We start from the raw sequence: 1,106 nt of genomic DNA, 5'->3' as shown, positions 1-1,106 counted from the left end.
ATGATCTTAGCAACCACGCCGGCACCGACGGTGCGCCCGCCTTCGCGAATCGCAAAGCGCAGACCATCCTCCATGGCGATCGGGGCAATCAGGGTGACAACCATTTGAATGTTGTCTCCCGGCATGACCATCTCGGTGCCTTCCGGCAGCTCTACCGCACCGGTTACGTCGGTGGTGCGGAAGTAAAATTGCGGACGGTAGCCTTTGAAGAACGGGGTGTGACGACCACCTTCGTCCTTGGACAGTACGTACACTTCCGCTTCGAACTTGGTGTGCGGCGTAATAGAACCCGGCTTGGCCAGCACCTGACCACGCTCCACTTCTTCACGCTTGGTGCCGCGCAGCAGGGCGCCGATATTCTCACCAGCACGGCCTTCGTCCAACAGCTTGCGAAACATTTCCACACCGGTACAAGTGGTCGTGGTGGTTTCCTTGATACCGACGATTTCGATCTCGTCGCCGGTTTTGACGATACCACGCTCTACGCGTCCGGTGACTACAGTACCGCGACCGGAGATGGAGAAGACGTCTTCGATCGGCATCAGGAACGGCTGATCTACCGCGCGCTCCGGCTCAGGGATGTATTCGTCCAGGGTTTCAACCAGCTTCTTGACCGCGGTGGTACCCATTTCGTTATCGTCTTCGCCATTCAGGGCCATCAGAGCGGAACCGACAATGATCGGGGTGTCGTCACCCGGGAACTCGTACTGGTCGAGAAGTTCGCGCACTTCCATTTCCACCAGCTCAAGCAGCTCTTCGTCGTCGACCATATCCGCTTTGTTCAGGAACACAACGATGTAAGGGACACCCACCTGGCGGGACAGCAGGATGTGTTCGCGAGTCTGCGGCATGGGGCCGTCAGCAGCGGAACACACCAGAATGGCGCCGTCCATCTGCGCGGCACCGGTGATCATGTTCTTGACGTAGTCGGCGTGTCCTGGGCAGTCTACGTGGGCGTAGTGGCGTGTGGGGGACTCGTACTCAACGTGGGAGGTGGCAATAGTGATACCGCGCTCACGCTCTTCCGGTGCATTGTCGATACCGTCGAAAGCAACTGCGTCACCGCCCCAAACTTCCGCACAGACGCGGGTCAGCGCTGCGGTCAG

Annotated in this window: 1 protein-coding gene; it reads right to left on the bottom strand. The window is 59.0% G+C overall.

All coding sequences use genetic code 11. The features are described from left to right. Positions 1-1,106 (bottom strand): elongation factor Tu (gene tuf / locus Q1A48_RS21235; protein WP_299948848.1); only part of this gene is annotated, 1,106 nt, incomplete at both ends.

Source organism: uncultured Microbulbifer sp. (assembly GCF_947489355.1).
In the GTDB taxonomy this organism is placed as follows: domain Bacteria; phylum Pseudomonadota; class Gammaproteobacteria; order Pseudomonadales; family Cellvibrionaceae; genus Microbulbifer.
Note: the sequence above shows the minus strand (reverse complement) of the source record. Positions and strands in the feature narration are given on the sequence as shown.